13 protein-coding genes are annotated in these 18,067 nt (G+C 68.5%); 7 read left to right on the plus strand and 6 right to left on the minus strand.

Annotation, left to right across the window (positions count from 1 at the left end):
- Positions 1-30: 30 nt before the first annotated feature.
- From M2351_RS16035 to M2351_RS16060, 6 genes are all read right to left on the minus strand, one after another.
- A complete protein-coding gene (locus tag M2351_RS16035) occupies positions 31-480 on the minus strand; it encodes a response regulator (RefSeq protein ID WP_264657118.1) in 450 nt (149 codons plus the stop codon).
- Positions 477-2,087 carry a sensor histidine kinase gene (locus tag M2351_RS16040; protein ID WP_264657119.1) on the minus strand — a complete coding sequence of 537 codons (1,611 nt, stop codon included), beginning with the start codon at positions 2,085-2,087 and terminating at the stop codon, positions 477-479. The genes M2351_RS16035 and M2351_RS16040 overlap by 4 nt, the downstream gene beginning before the upstream one ends.
- Positions 2,084-5,005 (minus strand): PAS domain-containing sensor histidine kinase, encoded by a 2,922-nt coding sequence (locus M2351_RS16045; protein WP_264657120.1) that lies wholly within the window; start codon positions 5,003-5,005, stop codon positions 2,084-2,086. Before M2351_RS16045 ends, M2351_RS16040 begins: the two co-directional genes overlap by 4 nt.
- A gap of 388 nt (positions 5,006-5,393) precedes the next feature.
- Complete coding sequence (treS, locus tag M2351_RS16050; RefSeq protein ID WP_454464587.1) at positions 5,394-7,181, minus strand: maltose alpha-D-glucosyltransferase; 1,788 nt, start codon at positions 7,179-7,181, stop codon at positions 5,394-5,396.
- A gap of 203 nt (positions 7,182-7,384) precedes the next feature.
- Complete coding sequence (locus M2351_RS16055; protein WP_264657121.1) at positions 7,385-7,786, minus strand: hypothetical protein; 402 nt, start codon at positions 7,784-7,786, stop codon at positions 7,385-7,387.
- A 142-nt stretch (positions 7,787-7,928) separates the two neighbouring features.
- A complete protein-coding gene (locus tag M2351_RS16060; protein WP_264657122.1) occupies positions 7,929-8,927 on the minus strand; it encodes a LysR family transcriptional regulator in 999 nt (332 codons plus the stop codon).
- A gap of 235 nt (positions 8,928-9,162) precedes the next feature.
- Here M2351_RS16060 and M2351_RS16065 point away from each other — a divergent pair, with 235 nt between their 5' ends.
- The 7 genes from M2351_RS16065 (at position 9,163) to M2351_RS16095 (ending at position 18,016) form a co-directional block, all read left to right on the plus strand.
- Positions 9,163-10,473 carry a M20 family metallopeptidase gene (locus tag M2351_RS16065; RefSeq protein ID WP_264657123.1) on the plus strand — a complete coding sequence of 437 codons (1,311 nt, stop codon included), beginning with the start codon at positions 9,163-9,165 and terminating at the stop codon, positions 10,471-10,473.
- 31 nt (positions 10,474-10,504) lie between these two features.
- Positions 10,505-12,115, plus strand: coding sequence for an ABC transporter substrate-binding protein (locus M2351_RS16070; protein WP_264657124.1), 1,611 nt, complete (start codon positions 10,505-10,507; stop codon positions 12,113-12,115).
- A gap of 158 nt (positions 12,116-12,273) precedes the next feature.
- Positions 12,274-13,254, plus strand: coding sequence for an ABC transporter permease (locus tag M2351_RS16075; protein ID WP_264657125.1), 981 nt, complete (start codon positions 12,274-12,276; stop codon positions 13,252-13,254).
- The gene (locus M2351_RS16080; RefSeq protein WP_264657126.1) at positions 13,251-14,123 is read left to right on the plus strand and encodes an ABC transporter permease; all 873 of its coding nucleotides are present in this window, start codon (positions 13,251-13,253) and stop codon (positions 14,121-14,123) included. The genes M2351_RS16075 and M2351_RS16080 overlap by 4 nt, the downstream gene beginning before the upstream one ends.
- Complete coding sequence (locus M2351_RS16085) at positions 14,123-15,799, plus strand: ABC transporter ATP-binding protein (RefSeq protein WP_454464590.1); 1,677 nt, start codon at positions 14,123-14,125, stop codon at positions 15,797-15,799. Before M2351_RS16080 ends, M2351_RS16085 begins: the two co-directional genes overlap by 1 nt.
- 10 nt (positions 15,800-15,809) lie before the next feature.
- The gene (locus M2351_RS16090) at positions 15,810-16,763 is read left to right on the plus strand and encodes a ketopantoate reductase family protein (protein ID WP_264657128.1); all 954 of its coding nucleotides are present in this window, start codon (positions 15,810-15,812) and stop codon (positions 16,761-16,763) included.
- 23 nt (positions 16,764-16,786) lie between these two features.
- Entirely contained in the window at positions 16,787-18,016 is a 1,230-nt protein-coding gene (locus M2351_RS16095; RefSeq protein ID WP_264657129.1) for a Zn-dependent hydrolase, read from the plus strand.
- Positions 18,017-18,067: the final 51 nt, after the last annotated feature.

Here is an 18,067-nt window from a genome sequence, read left to right on the forward strand (position 1 = left end):
GGTCCTTAACCCGCGTATGGTTCCAGGTCGTCAGCGCGGCAGGCGGACGACGCGGAACCAGTATTCCTCGACACTGCGGATCGCCTCGAAGAAGGCGTCCATGTCCATGGGTTTGGTGATGAAACTGTTGGCGCCCAGCAGGTAGCTGGCATTGACGTCGCGGTCCACGTCGGACGTGGTCAGGATCACGACGGGAATGCTCTTCAGCTCGTCGTTGCCCTTCATCGCCTCCAGCACGCCCCGGCCGTCCAGCCGCGGCATGTTCAGGTCGAGCAGGACGAGATCCGGCCGCGGCGCGTCGGCGAAGCTCCCTTCCCGCATCAGGAAGGCCAGCGCCTCCACGCCGTCGCGGACGTGGCTGACGCGGCAGAAGATCTTCCCGTCCTTCAAGGCCCGCTTGGCAAGCCCGGCGTCCGCCGGATCATCCTCGACCAGGAGGATTTCGAACGCGGCGTCTTCGGTTTTCGTGGGCTCTCTCATGACAGGCCTCGAAGGCGGGAGTGGGGAAGGACGAGGGAGAAGGTGCTGCCGATGCCCGGTGAGGATTCGACGGTGATCCGTCCGCCCATCCGCTCCGCCATCTTGCGCGCGATGGCGAGGCCCATGCCCGTTCCGGGATGCTGCTCACGCGAGTGGAGGCGGCGGAACACCTCGAAGATCTGCTCGCGGTACTGCGGTTCGATCCCGATGCCGTTGTCCCGCACGTCGATCACGTCCTGGTTCGCCAGGCGGCGGTGGGCGATGGTGATCTCGGTGGCGCGGTAGGGGTGGCGGTATTCGATCGCGTTGCCGAGCAGCACGACCAGGATTTCCCGCAGGCGCCGCTCGTCGGCCATGACCGCCGGCATCGCCTCGACCGTCACCGTGGCGCCGGTCTCGCGGACGCGGTTGGCCAGGGCGACCAGGGCCGCCTGCGCCGCATCCTCCACCGGAACCGGCTTGACCGACAGGGCGACGCGGTCCTCCGCCAGGAACAGCTGGACGTCGCGCAGAAGCATCTTCAGCCGGGCGGCGCCGTCGACGATCTGGCGGATGAAGTCGGCCCCTTCCTCGTCCACGCTGCCCGCGAAGTGGCGCTCCAGCAGCTGGGTGTAGCTGGCGATGGCGCGCAGCGGCTCCTGAAGGTCGTGGGCGGTGACGTAGGCGAAGCGCTCCAACTCGCGGTTCGCGCTGTCCAGTTCCCGCGTGCGGCGCACGACGAGCCGCTCCAGCGTCTGGCGCCGGCTCAGCACCAGATGGGCGAGCGCCTCGGTCATCAGCGCCAGCAGGGTGAATGCGGCGACGAAGGCCGCGTAGGCGCGGTCGGCGCGCGCCGCGGCCATCCAGCCGGCGCGCGGGGCCAGCGAGAACTCCCACGTGCCGTCGGTCAGCGTGATGCTTTCGGTGATGGGCGCGTTGCGGAGCACCGAGGCGTCGCCGGCCACCACCACCCCGCTCTCCGCCCGCAGCAGGAAGGACAGGTCGGCAGGCAGTGCGTCCAGGCGGGCATCGTCGAGAATGGGTTGCAGGTCGAAGACCATGCCGACCGCTCCCCAGGGGCGGTCCGGGCCGAAGACGATCTGGCGCGCGATCAGGCCGCGCCCGCCCTGGATCAGGTCGACCGGGCCATGCACCGTCACGTCGCCCGATACCAGCGCGCGCTGCACCGTTTCGGCGAAGCCCGGACGCGGGTCGGACAGGAGGGCGTTGCCGATGACCTTCTTGTTGCTCTCCAGCGGGTAGACGTTGGCGACCACGAAGTGCGGTGCGGTGGAGATGTTGCGCACGCCGGGAACGGACCGCCGCAGCCCCTCCGCGAAGGCCGCGAACCGGTCGTCCAACGCGCCGGCCCTCGCCTCCACGTCCACGAAGGCGGTCAGTCCGCGCACCAGCGCCAGGCGCTCGTTCACCGCGCTGGACAGGGCGCTGGCCACGTTGACCGCCGTGACGGCCACCGTCGCCTTCCGTTCCGCGATCAGGTAGCGGATATAGAAATGCTCGGCCCAGACGAAGGCGACGGCCAGCAGGACGGTGACGACGGCCATCCCGACAAGGTGCAGCCCGTGGCGACGCATCGGCCCGGCCGCAGTCTGGAGGAGCGGCGTCACGGCATGCCCCCATGCACAACCGACACGGGCCGCACGGGCAGGGTGAAGCGGAAGGCGCTGCCCTCGCCTTCCACCGATTCCACCCAGATGGCGCCGCCGTGATGCTCCACGATCTTCTTGCAGACGGCCAGCCCGACGCCGGTGCCCTCATACTCGTCGCGCCGGTGCAGGCGCTGGAAGATGCCGAAGACGCGCTCCAGATGCTCGGGCGCGATGCCGATGCCGTTGTCGCGGATGTCGAACACCCAGTGCCCCCGGTCGCCGTCGCGGGCGCAGGCGACGGTCACGACGGGGGCGCGGTCCGGCGTGCGGTACCTGACGGCGTTGCCGATCAGGTTCTGGAACAGGCGGATCAGCTCGTTCTCGTCGCCGTCCACCGTGGGCAGCGGCCCGTTCACCGTGACCGTCGCCGACGCCTCCGCCACCGCGACCTGGAGGTTCAGCAGCGCCGTGTCCACGAGGTCGCCCAGCGGCACCGGCCGGAAGGCCTTCGCCTTGCGCCCGACCCGCGAATATTCCAGAAGGTCGACGATCAGCCGGTCCATCCGCTGCGCCCCGTCGCGGGCGAACCCGATGAACTCCGTCGTTTCCTCGTCCAGCTGCCCGTCCAACGACCGTTCCAGCAGGGCGAGGTAGCTGTTGATGACGCGCAACGGCTGCCGCAGGTCGTGCGAGGCGACGTAGGCGAAAGCCTCCAGCTCCGCGTTCGACCGCTCCAGCTCCACCGTCTTCAGGCGCAAGCCCTCTTCAGCCAGCCGCCGTTCCGTGATGTCGTGGATCAGCGACAGGAGCAGCCGGCGCCCGTTGACCTGCACCGGGCTGACATAGACCTCCACGTCGCGGATTTCGCCGGACGCCAGACGGTGGCGGCAATGCAGCGTCCGGCCGCCCTCCTCCCCGGTCCCGCCCTGGGCCCAGGACGTGTCGGGGGCGGCGCCGGGCGCGGCGGGCGCGCTGATGTCCGCCAGCCGCAGCCCGCGCAACGCGTCCAGGGCATGCCCGTAGAAGGCCGCGGCGGCGGGGTTGGCGTCGACGATGAGGCCGCTGTCGGGGAGGCCGCCATCGGGATCGATCAGCAGCTTCACCGCGCCGCTGGCGACGAAAATCTGCTCGAACAGGGCGTGGCGCTCCAGCAGGGCCTGCTCGGCGCGCTTGCGCTCGCTGATGTCCACCATGGCGCCCACGATGCCCGCGGGCTTGCCGCCGTTGCGGCGGAACACGGCCTTGGACACCACCACGTCGCGCAGCACGCCGTCCACGCAGCGGATCCGCGATTCGAAGGTCTGCGTCCGGCCGCTCGCCAGCAGGTCGCGGTTCGCGGCCTCGTCCAGTTGCGCCAGCTCCTCCGACGCGAGGTCGGACAGCATGCGGCCGAACAGAGCCTGCCGGTCGAGCCCCAGCCAGTCCTCCAGCGCCGTGTTGGCGTCGATGAAGAAGCCGGACACGTCCTGGATGAAGATCGGCACCGGCACGGTGTCGAGGAGCACGCGCTGGAAGGCGATGCGGTCGTTCAGCGTCTGCTCCGCGCGGCGGCGGACCGTGACGTCCTCGATCAGCCAGACGAAGCCGAGCGTCGGGTCGTCCGGGCGGATCTGGCGGCCGATGATCCGGCACCAGACCTCGGCCCCATCGGCGCGGCGCATGGGAATGGTGTCGGCGAAGGTCTCGCCCTGCCGCATCATGGGATAGGCGCGGCGGCCGATGTCGTCGTAGACCGCCTCGTCGCCGTAGATGATGCGCGTGCCGGCCCCGACCATCGCGTCCATGGACCATTGGAAGATGTCGGTCATCGCCTCGTTGGCGCGCAGGACGCGGCGCCCATCGTCCACGATGAAGATTCCGACGGGCGCGTTGGCCAGGATCGCGTCCAGGCGGGCCTTCGAATCCGCCAGTTCGGCGTCCGCCGCCTTGCGCTCGGTGATGTCGGAATGGGTTCCGACCATGCGCAGGGCGCGACCGTCCGGCCCCCGGTCCACCACGCGGCCCCGCCCGAGGATCCAGACCCAGGAGCCGCCCTTGGCCTGCATCCGATACTCGCAAAGGAAGCTCTGGGTCCGCCCGCCGAGGTGGTCTTGCAGGACGCGCCGCATCGTTTCCCGGTCGTCGGGGTGCGTGCGTTCCTCCCAGACGCCGATGTCGGACGTCACCTCGCCCGGCTCGAACCCCAGCATGGATTGCCAGCGCGGGCTGTAATAGGTGGCGCCGGTCTGGACGTTCCAGTCCCACAACCCATGGCGGCTGGCGTCCACGGCCATTTGCAGCCGTTCCTCGCTCGCCTGAAGCTCGCGCTGGAGGCGCATCCGCTCGGTGACGTCGTGCTGGATCGCCAGGATGGCCGGCAAGCCGGTGGCCGGGTCGGACACCGCGCGCAGCGCCACCTCGTGCCAGCGCTCGCCGTGGCCCGTCATGGCCCGGATCACCGCCGTGCTCTCCCGGCTGTCGGCGAGATCCCGGCGCAGCGCGGGGCCTTGCGCCGTGTCCGTGAAGGTGGCGACGAACCGGTCCGAATCGTCGGGCATCACCGCGTCAAAGGCCAGTTGGGCCGCCGGGTTGCGCATCAGCACGGCCCCGTCGTGGCGGTAGAGCGACACCATCTCCGGCGAGTGGCGCAGGGCTTCCAGGCTGCGGCGCTCCGCATCGTCGGATCCGGCCTCCGCCGCCACGCGCCCTTCGACCAGCAGGACGGTCCGGCCCTCGAAGGGCCAGCCGGAGCACAGGCAGTCCACCGTCACCGGACGGCCGTTCGGGAAGAAGGTCCATTGCTCCCGCACCGTCTCGCCGCGCGCGAAGGCCTCCCCGTACAAGGCGAAGCGGGTGCGCGAGGCCTCCGACAGCGAGGATGCGAAATCGCGCGCGACGAGCGACGGCATGTCCGCCGCCCCCCACAGGGCGCAGGCGCTGCCGTTGGCCCACAGCATGCAGCATCGGTCCGGGTCGAACAGCCAGACCGGGGACCGCAGCGACTCCAGTGTCGGAAGGCCGTCACCGGCGCTGTTCTGTGCGGACGGATCCAGAAAAGGATCGGCCGAAAACGGATCAGATGGGCGAGTCTTGATCAATGGAGCCAAAGAAGCCGGTGTGTTTCGCGGATAGATCAGACACTCAACAAACACTTGAGTGCCCGGAATTCCCTTCAGAATGCCCGGTCAACACAACCTGTCTATTGGCAAAATGTCACATCTACGCTTTTAAAGTTGCTTTAACCATTTTTCGAGAAAGAAATGGAGCCGGCTGCAACAAAGAATTACCGAAGGACGTCTGGTAGAATTTTACATTGTGGGGTGCAGACCTGTCGCCTGTTGTCCGTCACCCGACGGGGCGGCGGGGCAGCGGGCGGTCGGGCGACGGCAGGTCCGGGCGGTCCCGCGCCTCCAGGGGGCGGTCGGGCCGCTTTCGGGCTTCCTCCGGCGGCAGCAGCTTGAACCAGAAGAAGGCATGACCCGGCAGGGTCACGGTGTAGGGCGCGTCGGCAATGGCCGGGAACGGCGTCGCCGCGAACAGGTCGACGGGCACGCAGCCGGCGTGTCCGGGCAGGTCCAGCGAGGCGGCCTGGGCGGTTTCCGACAGGTTGGCGACGCACAGGATCGTTTCCTGCCCATACTCGCGCAGATAGGCGATCACCGCCTTGTTTGCCGGCTTGACGAAGGCGATGCCGCCGCGCCCGAACGCCTCGTGGGCGTTGCGCACGCTGATGATCCACCGCATCCAGTTCAGCAGGGAGGAGCGCATGGCGCGCTGCATCTCGACGTTGACCGCCTGGTAGCCGAACAGCGGGTCGGAGATCGGCGGAAGGTAGAGCGCCACCGGATCCGCCTGGGAGAAGCCGCCGTTGCGGTCCGGCGACCACTGCATGGGCGTGCGCACCCCGTCGCGGTCGCCGAGGAACGGGTTGTCGCCCATGCCGATCTCGTCGCCGTAATAGACCACCGGCGTGCCGGGCAGCGAGAACAGGAGCGCGTTCATCAGCTCGACCCGCCGCCGGTCGCCGGACAGCAGAGTCGCCAGGCGGCGCCGGATGCCCAAGTTGATCCGCAGGCGGCGGTGCGTCGCGTAGAATTGCCAGAGATAGTCCCGCTCCTCCTCGCTCACCATCTCCAGCGTCAACTCATCGTGGTTGCGCAGGAACAGCGCCCATTGGCAGCTGTCCGGCAGGTGCAGCGTGCGTTCCAGAATGTCTTCGACCGGCCCGCGGTCCTCCTGCGCGACGGCCATGAACAGGCGCGGCATTAGCGGAAAGTGGAAGGCCATGTGGCATTCGTCGCCGTGGCCGAAGTAGGACAGCGTGTCCTCCGGCGGCTGGTTGGCCTCGGCCAGCAGCACGCAGTCGGGGTTGCGCCGCTCCACCTCCCGCCGGATCATCTTCAGGACGGAATGGGTCTCGTCCAGGTTCTCCCCATCGGTGCCCGGCCGTTCCACCAGATAGGGGACGGCGTCCAGGCGGAAACCGTCCACGCCCATGTCCAGCCAGAAGTTCAGGATCTTCTTCACCTCGCGCACGACCAGCGGGTTGTCGAAATTCAGGTCCGGCTGGTGGGTGTAGAAGCGGTGCCAGTAATAGGCGCGGGCGACGGGATCCCAGGCCCAGTTGGAGACCTCGGAGTCGAGGAAGATGATGCGGGCCTCGTCGAACTCGTGCCCAGTGTCGCTCCAAACGTAGAAATTCCGCTCCGGGCTTCCCTTGGGCGCCCGCCGCGCCCGCTGGAACCAGGGATGCTGGTCGGAGGTGTGGTTGACCACCAGTTCGATGATGACGCGCAAACCGCGCGCGTGCGCCGCCTCGACGAAATCGCGGACATCGTCGAGCGTGCCGTAGGCGGGATTGACCCCGGTGTAGTCGGAAATGTCGTAGCCATCGTCGCGCAGCGGCGACGGGAAGAAGGGCAGCAGCCAGATGGCGCTCGCCCCCAGGTCGACGATGTGGTCGAGGCGCGCGGTCAAGCCCGGAAAGTCACCGATCCCGTCGCCGTTCGAATCGCTGAAGGCACGAACATGCGTCTGATAGATGACGGCGTCCTTGTACCAAAAGGTTGGCTCGTCTGCGACAACAGTTCGTTCGGCAATGCGGATCCGCGGGGACTTACGATCGCTGGTCATGCTTCTTCAATGTATTGTTGCACCGGATCGGTCCCCGCGTTTTGGCTGCCCGGACAACAGCGTTTCGCTCTTTTGGTTGCATGACATGATTTTCATGAGCCGCCGCGGGGGCGCCGATCCAGGCATCCGGACACGGAAACGCCGGAGCCCGCGGTGCGGACCCCGGCGTTGCGCTGCGAGGAGGGGGACAGTGCTACCGAGTGCTACCGGTCTTCGCCTTTGCTACCCTCACCCTTGTGCTGGTCCATGTAGGTGTGGGTGTGGTGGTGGACGTTGCCGTCCTTGTCCTTGTATTCGCGCTGCTTCAGGTCGTCTCCGCCGGACGCCCCACCGGACGCGCGGTCGCTGCCGGAATGGGAGGCCTGCTGGCCGTTCTTGTGCTCGCCCCTCTGGCCGCCGGATTGCCCGCCTTCATGGGCGCGCTCGTTCTGGCCACCGCGTTCGGACCGTTCCTGCTGCTTGCCGCCTTGGGCCTTCTCCCCTTGGGCCTTCTCCTGCTGTCCGCCGCGTGTGTGCGAGGCGCCCTGCTTCTGGTTCTCCTTGGTGTGCGGTTGCGGCTCCTGGCTGTCCTTGTGGCCGTGCTTCCCCGTACCTTGCTGAGCCATGAGAGACTCTCCTCCTGGATTTTTCATCGTTCACCCGGCCCTGCCTAGGGCGTGGGTAGGAGGGCAAACCCACGGCGCGCCAAGCCGTCCCGGAGATTTCGCGTCAATCCCCCACCCGGGCAGTGCCCGATGGGCAGGCGCCTCAGGCCGCTTCGAACTGTCGGCCTATCCAGGCGTCCACCGCCTCCGCGTCGAAGCGGCGGTCCAGCGGGACCGCGTCGACCGCGGCGCGGCACAACTCGATGAAGGCGCGTTCGGCCCGGTTCATCTTGGCCGCGGGGTTCCACAGCAGGTGGATGTCCACCGGCGCCACCCCCTCCTCCGGCGGCAGGGGCCAGAGCAGCCCGTCGCGCACGTCGCGCTCCGCCACATGCTGCGGCAGCGGGCCGATGCCGAGCCCGGCGACGATCATGCGGCGCACCTCCTCCAAGTTCACCGAGGCGCCGACGACGCGGCTCTCGATCCCCTCCTGCGCGCGGAAGACGGCCAGCGGCGACAGAACGCCGCCGATCTGGTCGGAGGTGAAGGAAACGAACTTTTCCCCGCGCAGGTCGTTCAGCGACAGGTCGCGGCGCCCGAACAGCGGGTGGCGCGGGCCGCAGTAGAAGCGGAAGAGCTGGCGCAGGAACAGCGCGTGCTCGACCAGCGGCGGCGGCTCGCGCATCAGGCAGATGCCGAGCGACCCCGTCTTCTGCTGGATCGCCGTGTGGACGTCGGCGCTGGCCATCACGTCCAGCCGGAAGGTCACCTGGGGATGGGTCGCGTGGAATCGTTCCAGCATACGGTCGAACAGGTGCGAATGGATCCGGCTGGCGAGCAGGATGCGGACGTGGCCGGAAATCTCCTCCCGGATGTCGCGGACCAGAACGCCGAATCGGGAGATGTTGCCGTAGATCTCCAGCACCTCGGCGTAGATGACCTCACCCGCCTCGGTCACGCGGAAGCGGCCCTGGCCGCGCTCGATCAGCGAGCGGCCGAGCTGGTCCTCCAGCCGCTTCAGCGCTTGGCTGACCGCCGGTTGGGTCAGGCACAGGCGGGTCGCCGCGCGGGTGACGCCCTGCTCCTGCACGATCACCATGAAGGTGCGCAGCAGGTTCCAGTCCAGATGCTGGCCGAGCCGATCCAGGTCGCGTGTCGCCATCGACGAAGCCCCACCCCATAAATCTGATTTATGTCCTGGATGAGGATTATCGATTTGGCGGGGGATGAGAAGCTGAATTGTAATACCGGCGTAGTCAGCGGTCGATGCCCCAACCGATCAGCACAGACAAAATGGTGGGGCATAGTCCAAAGGTCTGGGATGTCCCCAATTCTTGACGGGGATTTTATGGACCGGCCGGACGACCGCGCGGGGAAGTGGTAAGAACGGAGTCGACATGCCCGCATCCCATGAGGATGGGCGGAGCATTGCGGCCGCGAACCGGGATGCGATCCTGGACGCGGTGACGATGCTGCGCGAGGAAGGAGTGCGCCTGCTCGCCGATCTGGTCCGGTTCCCGAGCCTGCTCGGGCAGGAGGGGCCGGCGCAGGACCATATGGAAGGCGTCTTCCGGGACCTCGGCCTGGAGATTGACCGCTTCGCCATTGATGAGGAGGCGCTGAAGGCCCAGCCCGGCTGGTCGCCCTCGCTGATCTCCTACGAAGGGCGGGAGAATGTGGTCGGCATCCACCGGCCGCGCAACGCCACAGGCAAGTCGCTGATCCTGAACGGCCACATCGACGTGGTGCCGACCGGCCCGGCCGAGCTGTGGTCCGCCGGCCCGTTCGAGCCGGTGGTGCGCGACGGCCGCCTGTACGGCCGCGGCGCCGGCGACATGAAGGCCGGCATCGTCGCCTTCGTCATGGCCTTCAAGGCGCTGAAGAGCCTTGGCCTGCAGCCCGCCGCCCCGGTCTTCCTGCAAACGGTGGTGGAGGAGGAGTGCACGGGCAACGGCGCGCTCGCCTGCGTCGCCCGCGGCTACAAGGCCGACGCCGCGGTGATCCCGGAGCCGTTCAACCACACTCTCCAGATCGCCCAGGTCGGCGTGATCCGCTGCGAGCTGGAGGTGACCGGCCGCCCAGCCCACGTGCTGGACACCGGCGCCGGGCTGAACGCCATCGAGGCTGCCCATCGCCTGCTGACGCACCTGAAAAAGCTCGAATCGGCCTGGAATCACCCGGAAGGGCGGCACCCGGCATACGCCCACCATCACCACCCCTACAACCTGAACGTCGGCCGCATCGACGGCGGCGAGTGGGCGTCCTCCGTCCCGACCCGCTGCCGGATGGAGCTGCGCTTCGGCTTTCCGCCGGGCCGCGCCGCGGCGGACGTCAGCGCGGAGATCGAGCGCACGGTGGCCGAGGCCTGCCGCACCGACGCCGACCTGAAGGGGATCGAGGCGCGGATGATCTTCCGCGGCTTCCAGGCAGAAGGCTGCGTGATCGACCCCGACCACCCGATGCTGGAGGCGCTGGACGCCGCCCACCGGTCGATCTTCGGCACGCCGGCGCCGAAGCTGGCGCAGACCTGCACGACGGACGTCCGCAACTTCGTCCTCTACGGCGACACGCCGGCCACCTGCTACGGCCCGGAGGCGGAACGCATCCACGGCATCGACGAGTCGGTGTCGCTCGACAGCCTCGCCAAGGTGACCGCCGTGCTCGCGCTGTTCATGGCCGAGTGGTGCGGGCTGGAGACTGTTTCCTGAGTTTCAAACAAAGAATAAGGAGGCTTCCTACATGAGCAACCGTCTGCGGTATATTCGGCAATCTCTGACCGCCGCGGCGCTCGCCGCCGCGCTGGCCACCCCGGCCCTGCTGTCCGCCCCCTCCGTCGCGGTCGCGCAGGAGCGCGGCGGCACGATGAATATCATCGTCCAGCCGGAGCCGCCGCTTCTGGTGCTGGGCCTGAACCAGCAGGGACCGACGCAGACGGTCGCCGGCAAGATCTACCAGGGCCTGCTGACCTACGATTTCAACCTGAAGCCCCAGCCGGAACTGGCCGAGAGCTGGGAGGTTTCCCCGGACGGCAAGGTCTACACCTTCAAGCTGGTGAAGAACGCGAAGTGGCACGACGGCAAGCCCTTCACCGCCGCCGACGTGGTCTTCTCCACCTCCAAGATGCTGATGGAGACCCACCCGCGCGCCCGCGCCGTCTTCGCCAAGTGCGAGAAGATCGAGGCGTTGGACGACTACACTGTCCGCTTCACCCTGAAGGAGCCGTTCGGCCCGTTCCTGCAGTCGTTCGAAGTGTCCTCGGCGCCGATCATGCCGAAGCACATCTATGACGGCAGCGACTACAAGGCCAACCCGGCCAACGCCACGCCGATCGGCACCGGCCCCTTCAAGTTCAAGGAGTGGGTCAAGGGCTCCTACATCCACCTCGTCCGCAACGACGAGTATTGGAAGGCCGGCAAGCCCTACCTGGACGACATCTATTTCCGCGTGATCCCCGACGCCGCCTCGCGCTCCGTCGCCGTGGAGCAGGGCACCGTCCAGCAGACCCAGTTCAACGACATCGAGACCTTCGACGTCCCGCGCCTGAAGCAGCTGCCCAACGTCGAGATGACGACCAAGGGGTATGAGTTCTTCGCGCCGCTGTCCTGGATCGAGATCAACACGCGCAACAAGCCGCTGGACGACAAGCGCTTCCGGCAGGCGATGATGCACGCCATCGATCGCAAGTTCATCCGCGACAAGATCTGGTTCGGCCTCGGCCGCCCGGCGACCGGCCCGGTGAACTCGGTCACCCGCTTCTACGAGCCGGGCGTCAAGAAGTACGACTTCGACCCGAAGAAGGCCGAGGCCCTGCTTGAGGAGGCCGGCTACAAGAAGGGCTCCGACGGCACCCGCGCCAAGGTGAAGCTGCTGGTCATGCCCTATGGCGAGACCTGGACGCGCCTTGGCGAGTACATCAAGCAGGCGATGAAGCGCGTCGGCGTCGACGTGACGCTGGAGACGACGGACAGCGCCGGCTGGGTCAACCGCGTGTCCAACTGGGACTACGACCTGACCTTCAACTTCGTCTACCAGTACGGCGACCCGGCGCTGGGCGTGTCGCGCACCTACGTGTCGGACAACATCCGCAAGGGCGTAATGTTCTCCAACACCATGGGCTACGCCAACCCCGAGGTCGACCGCCTGTTCGCCCAGGCCGCCCAGACCAACAAGGACGAGGAGCGGCAGCAGCTCTACTCCGCCGCCCAGAAAATCCTGGTCGAGGACGTGCCCGTCGCCTGGCTGCTGGAGATGGAGTTCCCGACCTTCGTGGACAAGCGCTTCAAGAACGCGATCACGACCGCCATCGGCGTGAACGAGAGCTACGACAGCGTCTACATGGTCAAGAAGTAAGGGCGCGATTGCCCCCACCCTTCCCACGCTGCGCGTGGGCCCCTTCCCTCCCCCGCTTTGCAGGGGAGGGAGTATCGGGCGAAGCGGCGGCAGTTCCCTCCCCTGCGAAGCGGGGGAGGGTTAGGGAGGGGGCAATAGGTCGCCGCAGGAGTGCTTACATGCCCCGCATCGCCGTGTTCATTTCGCAACGGTTGGTGAAGGCGGTGTTCGTCGTTTTGGCGATCGCCGTGTTCAACTTCTTCCTGGTCCACGCGGCACCCGGCGATCCCGCCGCGGTGATGGCGGGAGAGGCCGGGGCCGCCGATGCCAAGTTCGTCGAACAGCTGCGCCAGCAGTTCGGCCTCGACCGGCCGCTTTACGAGCAACTGGGCACCTACATGGGCAAGGTCGTGCAGGCCGACCTCGGTTACTCGTACCGGCAGCAGCGCCCGGTCTTCGACCTGCTGATGGACCGCCTGCCCGTCACCCTGTCGCTGACGCTGACCTCCTTCGTGCTGGCGCTGATCGGCGGCGTGGCGCTGGGGACGCTGGCGGCGATGCGCGCCGGGACATGGTCGGACACCGCCATCACCGTGGTGGGCCTGACCGCCTACGCCACGCCGATCTTCTGGATCGGGCTGATGCTGATCCTACTGTTCTCGGTCAACCTCGGCTGGCTGCCGGCCTTCGGGACGGAGAGCATCGGCGCCGGATACACCGGCTGGGCGGCCTTAATGGACCGCGTGGAGCATCTGGTGCTGCCGGTCGTGACGCTCGGCCTCTTCTACATGGCCGTCTACACGCGGCTGACCCGCGCCTCCATCCTTGAGGTGCGCGACATGGACTTCGTCAAGACGGCGCGGGCCAAGGGCCTGCCTGAATGGCGCATCGTGTCGGTCCACATCCTGCGCAACGCTATCCTGCCCGTCATTACGGTGGCGGGGTTCCAGGCCGGCCACCTGATCGGCGGCTCCATCCTGATCGAGACCGTCTTCGCGCTCCCCGGCATCGGGCGCCTCGCCTTCGAGGCCGTGTTGCAGCGCGACTATCAGGTTCTGCTCGGCATCTTCCTTCTGACCTCGGTGGTGGTGGTGATCTTCAACCTGCTGACCGACCTGATCTATTCGCTGGTGGATCCGCGCATCGAGGTGGCACCATGACCGCCGCTGTCATTACTCCGTCGCGCCGGGGCTCCGGCTTCTGGCGCGCCTTCGCCCGCAACAAGGGCGCGGTGCTGGGGCTGGCCTTCCTGCTGCTGATCGTGCTGATGGCGATCTTCGCCGACGTGCTGTTCCCGACCAGCCCCTGGGACATGACCGCCGCCCCGTTCGAGCCGCCCTTCTCCGAGGACGCTCTGCTGGGCTCCGACACGCTGGGCCGCGACATTGCGGCGGGCATCGCGCACGGCGCGCGGGTGTCGCTGCTGATCGGGCTGACCTCCACGGCGGTCGCCGTGTTGATCGGTGTGTGCCTGGGCGCCGTCTCCGGCTTCTACGGCGGTTGGGTGGATGACGCGGTGATGCGCTTCACCGAACTGTTCCAGACCATCCCGAACTTCGTGCTGGCCGTCGTGCTGGTGGCGATCTTCACCCCGTCGCTGACCTCCATCGTGCTGGCCATCGCCATCGTGTCCTGGCCGCCGCTGGCCCGGCTGGCGAGAGGCGAGTTCATGAGCCTGCGGAGCCGCGAGTTCGTGCAGGCGGCCGTGACCACCGGGCAGTCGAACCTGACCATCATCTGGCGCCAGATCCTGCCGAACAGCCTGTCGCCGATCATCGTGTCGGCCTCCCTGATGGTGGCGACGGCGATCCTCCTGGAAAGCTCCCTCTCCTTCCTCGGGCTCGGCGATCCGAACCTGATGAGCTGGGGCTACATGGTCGGGGCCGCCCGCACCGTGATCCGGCAGGCCTGGTGGATGAGCTTCTTCCCCGGCATCGCGATCCTGCTGACCGTGCTCGCGCTCAACCTCGTGGGCGAAGGGCTGAACGACGCGCTGAACCCCAAGCTGGCGCGGAAGGGCCGGGCATGATGACCGTGAGCAACAGCAACGCCTCCCTCCTCGACGTCCGCAACCTGACGATCGACCTGCCGCGCGGCGCCGACCGGCCGTTTGCCGTGGAGGACCTGACCTTCACGCTGGAGCGCGGCGAGATCCTCTGCGTCGTCGGCGAATCCGGCTCCGGCAAGTCGATGACCGCGCACGCGGTGATGGGCCTGCTGCCGAAGGCGGTGAAGGTGTCCTCCGGCGGCATCCGCCACGACGGGACCGACGTTCTGAGCCTGCCGGAGCGCGACCAGCGCGCGCTTCGCGGTGGCCGCATCGCCATGATCTTCCAGGAGCCGATGACGGCGCTGAACCCGCTGATGCGGGTCGGTGACCAGATCGACGAGGTGCTGCGCTACCACACCACGCTCGACCGCGCCGCGCGCCGGGCGCGGGTGGTGGAACTGCTGGCCTCCGTCGGCCTGCCGGAGCCGGACCAGCTGCGCCGCAGCTACCCGTTCCGACTGTCCGGCGGGCAGCGGCAGCGCGTGATGATCGCCATGGCGCTGGCCGTCGAGCCGGACGTGCTGATCGCCGACGAGCCGACCACCGCGCTGGACGTCACCACCCAGAAGCAGATCCTGGAGCTGATCCGCGACATCCAGGTCAAGCGCCGCATGGGCGTGATGTTCATCACCCACGACTTCGGTGTGGTGGCGGAGATCGCGCACCGCGTGGCGGTGATGCAGAAGGGCAAGCTGGTGGAGATCGGCCCGGCGGCCGAGGTTCTGAACCGGCCGCAGCACCCCTACACCCGCCAGCTGATCGCCGCCGTCCCGCACCTGATCGAGCACCGCGAGGCGTTCGGCGATGAGCGCAAGCCCGTGCTGACGGCGGAGAAGGTGTGCAAGACCTTCCACATCGGCGGCGGCTTCTTCGCGCCCAGCCGCAAGGTGGTGGCCGGCAACGCGCTGTCGCTGACCATCCGCCAGGGCGAGACGGTCGGGCTGGTCGGCGAGTCCGGGTCCGGCAAGTCCACGCTGGGCCGGTCCATCGTCGGGCTGATCAAGCCGGACAGCGGCCGGATCATGTTCGAGGGAGTGGACCTGCTGTCCCTGTCGCGGACGGCCTTCCGGCCCTACCGCCGGCACGTGCAGATGGTCTTCCAGGATCCCTACGCCTCGCTGAACCCGCGCCACACCGTGGGCGACATCATCACGCAGGGACCCGTCGCCTTCGGAGAGGACCGTGGCCGGGCGCTGGAGAAGGCCAAGGCGCTGCTGAAGCTCGTCGGCCTGGACGCCTCCGCGGCGGAGCGCTTCCCGCACGAGTTTTCTGGCGGGCAGCGGCAGCGCATCTCCATCGCCCGCGCGCTGGCGCTGGAGCCCAAGCTGCTGATCGCGGACGAGCCGGTGTCGGCGCTGGACGTGTCGGTGCAGGCCCAGGTGCTCGACCTCCTGGAGGATTTGCGGCACCGGCTGAACCTGTCGATGCTGTTCATCACGCACGACCTGCGCATCGCCGCGCAGATCTGCGACACCATCGCTGTGATGCAGAAGGGCAGCATCGTGGAGATCGGCCCGGCGCGCGACGTGTTCGGCAACCCGCAGCACGCCTACACCCGCCAGCTGCTCGACGCCATCCCCGGCAAGGGCTGGACCATTCCGGAGGACGTGATGTCCACTGGCCGGCACGGCGCCGCCCTGCGCACGAGCGCCTGAGGACGGGCCGGTGAGGATCGCCGTCATCGGGGCCGGGGCCATCGGGGGGCTGATCGCCGCGCGGCTGACCGCCGCCGGCCTGCCGGTCCCGTTGGTCGCCCGGCGCCGGACGCTCGACACGCTGCGGCGGGAGGGGCTGTCGGTCGAAGGGCCGGCGGGCCGGCCCGTCACGGTGAGGCCGGAGGTCACCGACGACACGCTGGCGCTCGGCCCCCAGGACGCGGTGGTGCTGGCCGTCCCCGCCCCGACCCTGCCGGAGGTCCTGGAGCTGCTGCCCCCGCTGCTCGGGCGGGAGACACGGCTGGTCGTGGTGGTCGGCGGCGTGCCCTGGTGGTTTCCGGCGGGAAACGGTCGGGACGCCCGGCCGCTGGCGTCGGTGGACCCCAATGGGTTGCTGTGGAACGCCATCCCGGCGGAGCGGATCATCGGCGCGGTGCCGCGCATGGCGGTGGAGCGGCGCTCCGCCACCTATCTGCGGCATCTCGGCGGTCTGCGGCTGGCGCTTGGGCCGGCGGGGGGGAGCCAGGAGGTCGGTGACCTCGTCACGCTGTTCGGGGCCGGCGGCTTCAACGCCGTCGCGGCGGACGACATCCGGGCGGAGGTCTGGGACGCGCTGCTGCCGCCGCTGGCCTTCGGCGCGCTGGGGATCGCCAGCGGGCTGTCGGCCCTGGAGATCGTCGGCAGGGTCGACCTGCACCCGACGCTGGAGGCGCTGGTGCGGGAATTGGCGGGTCTCGCCGCGGCGTTTGGCCATCCGATGACCGTCGGGCTGGACGAGCTGTGGACGCTCGCCCAGCAGCCGGGCCGCATCCGGCCGGACCTGACGGCCGATCTCGGCGCGCGCCGGCGGGCGGAACTGGAGGCGGTGCTCGACGCGCCGCTGGAATTGGCGGCGCGGGCGAGCGTGCCCATGCCGACCCTGAACACCTTGCGGGCGCTGGTCCGCACCAAGACACAACGATAAATCAGAATACGGGATTAGGGACCATGTCTGAGCTGCGCATCGATGGCGACCGCCTGTGGCGGACCCTGATGGACCTTGCCAAGATCGGCGCGACGCCGAAGGGCGGCCTGTGCCGGCTGGCGCTGACCGACCTCGACCGGCAGGGGCGCGACCTGTTCGTGTCCTGGTGCGAGGCGGCCGGCTGCACCGTCACGGTGGACGAGGTCGGCAACATCTTCGCCCGCCGGCCGGGCCGCAACCCGGATCGCCCGGCCGTCTGCATGGGCAGCCACCTGGACACCCAGCCGACCGGCGGGCGCTTCGACGGCATCTACGGCGTGCTGGCTGGGCTGGAGGTGATCCGCAGCCTCAACGACCAGGGCATCGAGACGGACGCGCCCATCGACCTGATCGTCTGGACGAATGAGGAAGGCGCGCGCTTCTCCCCGCCCATGCTGGGCTCGGGTGCGGCCATGGGCGTCTTCACGCTCGACCACGTGCTGGACATCCGCGACACCGACGGGGTGCGGCTGGGCGATGAGCTGGCGCGCATCGGCTACAAGGGCAACGTCCCGGTCACCGGCCACGTCATGGGCGCCTATTTCGAGGCGCACATCGAGCAGGGCCCGGTGCTGGAAGCCGAAGGCTTCGAGATCGGCGTCGTCACCGGCGCCCAGGGTCAGCGCTGGTACGAGGCCACCGTGACGGGCCGTGAATCCCACGCCGGCCCGACGCCCATGCGGCTGCGCCGCGACGCGCTGGCCGGGGCTGCGGTGATGATGGAGGCGGTGGAGGCCATCGCGCTGGAGGTTGGCGGCGACGCCTGCTCCACCATCGGCCGCGTGCAGGTGCATCCGGATTCGCGCAACGTCATCCCCGGCCGGGTCTGGTTCACCATCGACCTGCGAAACCCCGATTCCGACGCGCTGGCGCGCATGGACGCGATGCTGCGCGAACGGCTGGCGGCCATCGCCGACAAGCGCGGCCTGACGCTGGAGCTGACGGACTTCTGGGCCTTCCCCACCACGCCCTTCGCGCCGGAGCTGGTCGGGCGTGTGCGCGAGTCAGCGGTGCGCCGCGGCCTTAGCCACCGCGACATCGTGTCCGGGGCCGGGCATGACGCGGTCTATGTCGCCCGCAAGGTGCCGACGACGATGATCTTCATCCCCTGCGAGGGCGGCCTCAGCCACAACGAGGCGGAAAACATCCGCCCCGACCACGCCACCACCGGCTGCGCCGTGCTGGCCGACGCCGTGCTGGCGACGGCAAAGTAACGCCTTCCTCTCCCTCTCCCCTCTGGGGAGAGGGGCGGGGTGAGGGGGCGG

It is taken from the genome of Azospirillum canadense (genome assembly GCF_025961225.1).
GTDB classification, from domain to species: Bacteria; Pseudomonadota; Alphaproteobacteria; order Azospirillales; family Azospirillaceae; genus Azospirillum; species Azospirillum canadense.

Excerpts from the sequence above, each read along its gene's own strand:
- M2351_RS16035 (WP_264657118.1), bottom strand. The coding sequence starts at position 480 with ATGAGAGAGCCCACGAAAACCGAAGACGCCGCGTTCGAAATCCTCCTG.
- M2351_RS16045 (WP_264657120.1), bottom strand. The coding sequence starts at position 5,005 with ATGCTGTGGGCCAACGGCAGCGCCTGCGCCCTGTGGGGGGCGGCGGAC.
- treS (WP_454464587.1), bottom strand. The coding sequence starts at position 7,181 with ATGACCAGCGATCGTAAGTCCCCGCGGATCCGCATTGCCGAACGAACT.
- M2351_RS16055 (WP_264657121.1), bottom strand. The coding sequence starts at position 7,786 with ATGGCTCAGCAAGGTACGGGGAAGCACGGCCACAAGGACAGCCAGGAG.
- M2351_RS16060 (WP_264657122.1), bottom strand. The coding sequence starts at position 8,927 with ATGGCGACACGCGACCTGGATCGGCTCGGCCAGCATCTGGACTGGAAC.
- M2351_RS16065 (WP_264657123.1), top strand. The coding sequence starts at position 9,163 with ATGCCCGCATCCCATGAGGATGGGCGGAGCATTGCGGCCGCGAACCGG.
- M2351_RS16070 (WP_264657124.1), top strand. The coding sequence starts at position 10,505 with ATGAGCAACCGTCTGCGGTATATTCGGCAATCTCTGACCGCCGCGGCG.
- M2351_RS16075 (WP_264657125.1), top strand. The coding sequence starts at position 12,274 with ATGCCCCGCATCGCCGTGTTCATTTCGCAACGGTTGGTGAAGGCGGTG.
- M2351_RS16080 (WP_264657126.1), top strand. The coding sequence starts at position 13,251 with ATGACCGCCGCTGTCATTACTCCGTCGCGCCGGGGCTCCGGCTTCTGG.
- M2351_RS16085 (WP_454464590.1), top strand. The coding sequence starts at position 14,123 with ATGACCGTGAGCAACAGCAACGCCTCCCTCCTCGACGTCCGCAACCTG.
- M2351_RS16095 (WP_264657129.1), top strand. The coding sequence starts at position 16,787 with ATGTCTGAGCTGCGCATCGATGGCGACCGCCTGTGGCGGACCCTGATG.